The organism is Streptococcus sp. 263_SSPC, from assembly GCF_001071995.1.
Taxonomy (GTDB): domain Bacteria; phylum Bacillota; class Bacilli; order Lactobacillales; family Aerococcaceae; genus Granulicatella.
This window is the reverse complement of sequence record NZ_JVNU01000012.1, coordinates 1-7,301: the sequence shown is the minus strand read 5'-3', so window position 1 is coordinate 7,301 and position 7,301 is coordinate 1. Positions and strand designations below refer to the sequence as shown.

Sequence of the window (7,301 nt, the reverse complement as noted above, 5' to 3'; positions counted from 1 at the left end):
TGTAATGGTTTAATGGTCAATAATCGTGCTGTATCATCTATGATACGTCTTACAGTATGAACTGAAACATTTGTTTCTTTTGCAATATATGTTTCAGATACTGTTTCACTTATTTTTGCCTTAATTTCATTTTTTAAACGTTTCGAAATATGACAATGTTTTTCTACGATTCTACTAGTGTCTGCGGTAAATGAAGAGCCGCATTCTTTACAGAGAAATCTCTGCTTGCGTAGATTTAAGTAGGCCGGTAGGCCTGAAACAGAACAGAGAGTGATACGAGAAGTTTTCGTGCCATTTTTGACGATATTATTATTTTGGCTAACACATCCACAAACGGTACAAAATTCTGGTTTATGCGTATATGTAGCTGAATAAAATAAAGATTTTCTCTTTTTAAATATCTTCTCTTGAACTGTATTATCCCAGATAATGTTTTTATCTTTGATTTGTAGCGTAGCTTCTAGTATATTGTTCATATGGTCATCATCCTTTTGTATTAGGTTTAGCGATTTTAATATAACGGATGTTGGCCTTTTTGTATACACTAAAATAGGGTTGGTGGAAAATTTCTATCAACCCTAAAAATTATAGAACCGTATTTTACTTTGGCTTTATACTAAGTAGTACTTTTTTCTTTGAAAATAGGGGAATAAATTTCAATTTTTCCTCTAAATAAATTGACTTTAATCTATTTCAAGAATACAATAATATTATGTGTTAAATCACGTTTAACCATACATTTATCAATGCAATTTATTTTGATTAAAATTAAATAGAGACGGAGGTGACTCAATGGACTCAGTAGTAGTAGCTGGCCTCGCGATCTTAGCTTTAATAATTGGAATTGTTGCTGGATATATTGGTTTCAAATCAAATTATGAGAAAAAGTTAGTTGCAGCTCGTGAATCGGCCGATATGATTATCAAAGATGCAGAAAAGGATGCTGACCGTTTAAAAAAGGAAGTATTATTAGAAGCTAAAGAAGAAAATCATAAATATCGTACTGAAGTTGAAAATGAGTTAAAAGAAAGAAGAAATGAAGTCCTTCTTCAAGAAAAGAGAATTATTCAAAGGGAAAAGAATTTAGATCGCAAAGATGAAATTCTTGAAAAACGTGAACAATCGATTGAGACGAAGGAAATAAAGATTCAGGAAAAGCTTGAAAGAGTAACAGAAAGAGAACAGCAAGCAGAAGTTCTTGTTACTAAGCAACAAGAAGAACTTGAACGAATTTCTACTATCAGTAAAGAAGAAGCGCAAGAGATTATCATGAAGGACATGACCGAACAATTAAGTAAGGAACGTGCCATCATGATTAAAGAGTCTGAGCAGCTTGCAAAAGATGAAGCAGATAAAAATGCTAAAAATATTATTCTTCAAGCGATTCAACGTTCCGCTGCGGACTTAGTTTCAGAGAACACTGTAACTGTTATGACGTTACCAAGTGATGAAATGAAAGGTCGTATTATCGGACGTGAGGGACGTAATATTCGTACCCTTGAATCATTAACAGGAATTGATGTGATTATCGATGAAACACCAGAAGCGGTGGTATTAAGTGGTTTTGACCCAATTCGTCGTGAAATCGCGAAAATGACTCTTGAAAAATTAATTTCAGATGGTCGTATTCATCCTGCACGTATTGAAGAAATGGTTGAAAAATCTCGTAAAGAAATGGATGAGCGTATTCGTACAATTGGTGAACAAGCAACGTTCGAAGTTGGAATCCACTCATTACATCCTGATTTGATTAAGATTTTAGGTCGTTTATACTTTAGAGCTAGTTACGGTCAAAACGTATTGAACCACAGTATCGAAGTAGCGAAACTTGCTGGCGTAATGGCTGGTGAGTTAGGTGAAGATGTTAACCTTGCTAAACGTGCTGGTTTACTTCACGATATTGGTAAAGCACTCGATCATGAAATTGAAGGTTCACACGTTGAAATCGGAGCAGAAATTGCTCAGAAATATAAAGAAAACAAGGTTGTTGTGAATGCAATTGCATCTCACCATGGAGATGTAGAACCAACTTCAACAATCGCAGTACTTGTTGCAGCAGCAGATGCTTTATCAGCAGCTCGACCAGGTGCTAGACGTGAATCAATCGAAAATTACATTCGTCGATTAGAAAGATTAGAAGCCATTGCAACAGAACACGAAGGTGTTGAACGAAGCTTTGCTATCCAAGCTGGACGCGAAGTTCGTGTAATGGTACAACCTGACAAGATTTCTGATGAAAAAGCGATTATTTTAGCGCATGACATCAAGAATCAAATTGAGGAAGAACTCCAATATCCAGGACATATTAAAGTTACAGTTATTCGTGAGACAAGAGCAGTTGAATATGCTAAGTAATCATTTATTGACTTTGACTCTACCAAAGAGTAGATGTAAAACTGGAAACCCCATGACAAGCTGTCATGGGGTTTTATTTTACTTTATTGGATATAAACAAGGCATTCTCTATTAGAGAATGCCTTTTGTTGTTTGAACTATTGATTACGAGCTTCTTGAGTCGTTTGTTCATTGTTATTGTTGTTTTGCTGACGATTGTTTTGTTGCTGGTTCTGTTGAGTCGTACGATCCTCAGCTGTTGTTGGTTGTTCTAGTTTGAACTCATTTGTAATAGGGTCAGAACTATCTTTACCAACCCTTACAACTAGAGTTACCGATACGCTAGGTCCACTGATATTTTGGAATGTCACTTTATTTGTTGAAACAGTTTGCGTTTGCCCATTAACAGTTACTTGATATTGAGGTTTTTCTCTTGAGTTACTTTGATAATTATCCCAGCTTACAGATAGGGTTTTCTTAGTTTTATCGTAAGTAGCTTTCAAACCAGTTGGACCATCAATTCTTGTGCCATAATGAGTAGATTGTTGAGTTGGGACGTGACCTTTTACAAACAACTCGTTTGCAATCATATTAGCTGGTGTTCTTGGACCCGGAAGACTTAAAGGGTTTGATCCAACCTCAATTTGTTGTTTTACAACGCTATCTGGTTGTTCCCAATCATCCCGGCTAGAAAATTGTGCCATGTATTGCATTAAATAATAGTAAATCCACTTAGGATAAGTTTGTTCGGTTTGGTTTAATCCTCCACCCTCAACGTAAGGGTTGTCATATCCGGTCCAAACGGAAATTGTATAATCCGTTGAATATCCAATAAACCATGAATCGGGAATGATATTTTCATATTCAGAAGCACCCATGGCTAGTTTTTGCTCAGTAGTGTAGTTTGAAGAACCTGTTTTAGCTGCAGTAGGTAACCCGTCGATTGCTACTTGGGTAGCGAAACCATATTTGAATGAGTCTTTAAGGACGTCAGTAATCATATAAGCAGTTGAATCTTTTATTGCTTGCTTTTGTTCTGGTTTAAATTCATACTCTTGACCATCTCGAGTTGTTACCTTAGAAACTGTATACGGTTTCGAATAAGTACCATAGTTTGCAAAAGTTGCATATGCCGCTGCCATTTTAATAGGGGATATGTCAGCTCCAATTGAATTACTTTCAACTAAGTAATCTTTCCCATCGTTTGTGATTTGAATATCTAAATTCTTTAAGAATGATTTGATATTCGTTTCTCCAACAGCTTTAAAGGTTTGTAAAGCTGTTGTGTTACGAGAGTATACTAACGCGGTTCTTAAAGTCATACTACCTTTATAATCGAAATCCCAGTTATTCAATTCTACACCATTCGAATATGTAGTTCGTTGATCAACTATCGTTTGTCCAGTAGAGTAATTTAAATATTCAATTGCTGGGCCATAATCGATAATCGGTTTAATTGTTGAACCAGTACTACGTGAATTATCAGTTGCTCGGTTATATCCGAGTAAAGTCGTTTGTTTTCTGCCTCCGTTTATTGCTCGAATAGCACCAGTTTTGTTATCAATCATAACAACGGCGTTCTGAATTTTATCATCGATATATTCAATATATTCCGTTGTGTTTACAATGTCGTAAAGTCGTTGCTGTGCTTTAGAGTCAACAGTAGTCTTGATTATTAAGCCATCGTTATAAGGATCAAGTCCTGTTTTTTCTTGAACTTCTTTTAAAACCATTGTTACGAACGAATCGTAAACAAGTGCTTTATCATTACTATCAACATTGTTATTATGTGCTATTAAGCCTTCAGTAACTGGAGTAGCTACCGCTTGATCATATTGTTCTTTTGTAATTTTTCCATTTTCTTTCATGGAATAGAGTACTAAGTCACGACGTTCTTTTGCTTGATCAGCATTAGCATATGGATCGTATGAATTTGGTGCTTGTGGCATTCCAGCAAGTAGCGCTACTTGAGGTAGACTTAATTCAGATAATTCTTTATTGAAGTAGTAGTGTGAAGCAGTTCCAAATCCATAGACATTATTTGCCATATACACTTTGTTTAAATAATACGTAAGAATCTGTTCCTTAGAGTAATTACGCTCTAATTGAAGTGCTAGCATAATTTCTTGGATTTTTCGTTTATAGGTTTGGTCTTCTTTCTTCGTAGAGAATACGGCTAACTTCACTAATTGTTGAGTGATTGTACTACCACCTTGAGTAATTTGACCAGCTTTCGCATTTCGTAGGAATGACCCTGCGATACGGATTGGGTCAATCCCCATATGAGAGTAGAAGCGTTTGTCCTCGATTGAAGTAATCGCATCTTTTAGTAATTGAGGAACTTGTTCGCTGGTGATAATATCTCGTTTTTCACCCCCAAGTGAATAAATGAGTTCGCCATCTTTATCAAGGATTTTAGTTTCAGTAGCTCCTTCTAGATCACTTGCTTGAATGGTAGGAGCAGTCGCACCGTAGTAAGCGAAGATTGCGACGATTGCAATAATAGCCACAGTCACAAAAGCAGCAATACCAATTAAAATTTTCTTCCAGAGTTTTTTCTTAGAAGAAGTAGGTGCCTTTTTCTTTGTATGACGGTGCTGAGATGAACGGGTTTGTTCAGTATTGTTTTCAGACATAGATTGACCTCCTTTATAATAAGCTATCTACTGCATCTAAGTAATTTAGCGTCATTTGCAGTGATAGAGAAATTGATTGACCATGTTCTTTAATATAGGTCAACGGGATTGATTGACGTTTTGTGCTTGAATCATGAACGAATTGTTCGATCCATTTATATTCAAGTAAATAATATTCCTTCAAACTAGAAAAATAAAAAATAACAAATGCGATACCGCCTTGTTCATAGCACTCTTTCATATGTTCTAGCTGATGCTCATGAATATTCTTTAATGGGAAAGAAGTTTTATTCTTCGTTTCCTTCGCTTCAAAATCGATATATCTTCCTTTATACACACCGTTATAGTCGGTTGTCGATGCCTGACGAAAATAGGCTTCTGTAATCTGCGCTGCACTACGGGCAGGGTAGTTTACTTTAACGATTTGAATCGGTGTCGGTTTCTTGTGGATGACCGCTCGTTTTTGAAGGCGATAGAGTTCATTGGTTTGATTCAATATGTTCTCTAAACCCATACCGCGACTACTATAATTTGTTTGCATTGTTTGAGACCGAGTAGCCCGTGATAATTGTTTTTGTCCTTTTGGATATTGAATCATTTTATCCCTCCTATGGCGTCTATTATAACATTTTGGGCAAAAAATGAGAAAAACTATTACTTTTGTTACCTTTTCTTAATCTCTATTCAAAATTCTTGTTAAATTAAACCCGAATAAGTCAATTATGTTTTACAAAAGAGGAAGAGTATTGTAAAATAAATGAGTATGTAAATCCATTCATCTTTAAGGTGAATAATGAATTTATGGAGGAATAATATGACAGCAAAATTCGAAAAAGTTGAAACAAATAAAGTTGTTTTAACATTTGAAATCTCACAAGAAGATATTAAAAAAGGTTTGGACCAAGCGTTTAACCGCGTTAAAAAGAACGTGAACGTACCTGGTTTCCGTAAAGGTAAAGTAAGCCGTCAAGTATTTGAAAAAATGTACGGTGAAGAAGCTTTATACCAAGATGCATTAAACATTCTTTTACCAGATGCATACGATAACGCAGTTGAAGAAACTGGAATCTTCCCAGTAACTCAACCAACAATCGATATTGAATCAATCGAAAAAGGTAAACCATGGGTTATCAAAGCAGAAGTAATTGTTAAACCTGAAGTTAAATTAGGTGAATACAAAGGCTTAACTATTGAAAAACAAGATCGTACAGTATCTGAACAAGATGTTGAAGATCGTTTATTGCAAGAACAAGCTCGTGCAGCTGAATTAGTTGTAAAAGAAGATGCAGCTGAATTAGGTGACACAGTAGTAATCGACTTCGAAGGTTTCTTAGGTGACGAAGCTTTTGAAGGCGGAAAAGGTGAAAACCACTCATTAGAATTAGGTTCAGGATCATTCATCCCAGGTTTCGAAGACCAATTAGTTGGCGCTAAAGAAGGCGATGAAGTAGAAGTGAAAGTGACTTTCCCAGAAGAATACCATGCTGAAAACTTAAAAGGTCAAGATGCAGTATTTAAAGTTAAAGTTCACGAAGTAAAAACAAAAGAATTACCTGAATTAACAGATGAATTTGCTAAAGATGTTGATGATTCAGTTGAAACATTAGCAGAATTAAAAGAAAAAATTCGTACTGAATTAGAAAAAGAAAAAAATGCTGCAGCTGACGAAGCAGTAGCAGATGAAGCTTTACGTAAAGCAGTAGAAAACGCTGAAATCGTTGACTTACCACATGAAATGGTTCACGACGAAGTTCACCGTCAAATGGAACACTACTTAAACGATATGCGTCGTAACGGAATCTCTCCTGAAATGTACTACCAAATCACTGGTACAACAGAAGCTGATTTACACAAAATGATGGAAAAAGACGCTGACGTTCGTACTAAGACTAACTTAGTATTAGAACAAATCGTTAAAGAAGAAGGCATCGAAGCAACTGATGAAGATGTAGCTAACGAAGTAAAAGAATTAGCTGCTCAATACGGTATGGAAGAAGATGCAGTTCGTGCTGCTGTTTCAGTAGATATGTTGAAAAACGATATCTCAATGAAGAAAGCATTAGCTGTAATTACAGATTCTGCTAAAGAAGCTTAATTTTATAAAATTAAATAAGAAAGCGCCGGTTTCGCTAGGGGACTGACCCCAAAAAGTGAGAATTTAATAAAAACACCCTAGGGCTACCGTCTCCGGTATTCAACCGGAGACAGGTAGTCCAATTTTTGTTGGATTCTATTTTCATTATAATATTTGATGTAATTTTCTACAATTTGAATTACAATAGAAGATGAAGTTATTACTTCATCTTTTATGTAGAAAGCTTCGCACTTTAG

6 protein-coding genes are annotated in these 7,301 nt (G+C 35.6%); 2 read left to right on the top strand and 4 right to left on the bottom strand.

The window, feature by feature from the left end:
- Positions 1-476: ISL3 family transposase (locus ADH02_RS00675; RefSeq protein ID WP_048781743.1), on the bottom strand; the 476-nt coding region annotated here is incomplete at its 3' end.
- 316 nt (positions 477-792) lie between these two features.
- Between ADH02_RS00675 and rny the strand changes: the two genes are divergently transcribed.
- A complete protein-coding gene (gene rny, locus ADH02_RS00670) occupies positions 793-2,355 on the top strand; it encodes a ribonuclease Y (protein WP_048781741.1) in 1,563 nt (520 codons plus the stop codon).
- Positions 2,356-2,492: 137 nt separating this feature from the next.
- Here the strand turns inward: rny and ADH02_RS00665 are convergent, their stop codons facing one another.
- Positions 2,493-4,970 carry a transglycosylase domain-containing protein gene (locus ADH02_RS00665; protein ID WP_048781739.1) on the bottom strand — a complete coding sequence of 826 codons (2,478 nt, stop codon included), beginning with the start codon at positions 4,968-4,970 and terminating at the stop codon, positions 2,493-2,495.
- Between the two features lie 13 nt (positions 4,971-4,983).
- Positions 4,984-5,568: a Holliday junction resolvase RecU gene (gene recU, locus ADH02_RS00660; RefSeq protein ID WP_048781737.1), complete on the bottom strand. Its 585-nt coding sequence runs from the start codon at positions 5,566-5,568 to the stop codon at positions 4,984-4,986.
- A gap of 216 nt (positions 5,569-5,784) precedes the next feature.
- Between recU and tig the strand changes: the two genes are divergently transcribed.
- Entirely contained in the window at positions 5,785-7,065 is a 1,281-nt protein-coding gene (tig, locus tag ADH02_RS00655; protein ID WP_048781736.1) for a trigger factor, read from the top strand.
- A gap of 83 nt (positions 7,066-7,148) precedes the next feature.
- Here the strand turns inward: tig and ADH02_RS00650 are convergent.
- Positions 7,149-7,301: IS3 family transposase (locus tag ADH02_RS00650; RefSeq protein ID WP_048781683.1), on the bottom strand; the 153-nt coding region annotated here is incomplete at its 5' end.